This window comes from Methylobacterium sp. E-046 (genome assembly GCF_022829625.1).
Classification (GTDB): Bacteria; Pseudomonadota; Alphaproteobacteria; order Rhizobiales; family Beijerinckiaceae; genus Methylobacterium; species Methylobacterium longum.
Map to the genome: position 1 here is coordinate 1 of NZ_JAKSYP010000071.1, position 571 is coordinate 571.

Below are 571 nucleotides of genomic sequence, written 5' to 3' on the forward strand. Positions count from 1 at the left end.
CGCCCGCGCACGGATGCCTCGATGGAGCGCCGCCGCCGCTGGGCCGCCTCTGGACGGCTCCCGCCGGGGCTCGCGGCCCGGTTCACGCTGGCCGAGCAGGCGGTCCTCGCCCTAGTGGCAGCCGAGACTGCGCGCCGGAAGGATTGCCGTCTATCGATCGAGAACATGGCCGCGGTGGCCGGCGTGTGCCGCTCGACCGTGAAGAACGCGATCCGCGAGGCCCGCCAGCTCGGGCTCCTGACCGTCGAGGAACGCCAGATAACCGGCTTCCGCAACGACACGAACGTGCTCCGCATCGTCAGCCCGGAGTGGCTGGCCTGGATCCGGTTGGCGCAGAAAGGGGGTCGCGAAACGCTACTCCCCTCGCGAAGGGAGGTTCATCACGGGCCCATCTCTCAAAGGGGAGGGGTCAAAAGCGTAACCAGCACGCCTACTGAAGTTCCAGTTCTGGGGAAAACGAGGCCAGCGGAACCGAAGAATGGCTGCCGAGGGGCAGCGGGCGACCTCGACCGAAGCGGACCCGTGAGAATTCTCGCGGGCGGTAGAAAAGGCCGAGCCATGCGGTGAGGGT

At 68.0% G+C, this 571-nt stretch carries 1 pseudogene; it reads left to right on the forward strand.

What is annotated here, in order from left to right:
• A pseudogene (locus tag MKK82_RS04370) lies at positions 1 to 567 on the forward strand (helix-turn-helix domain-containing protein); the annotation flags it as partial.
• Positions 568 to 571: the final 4 nt, after the last annotated feature.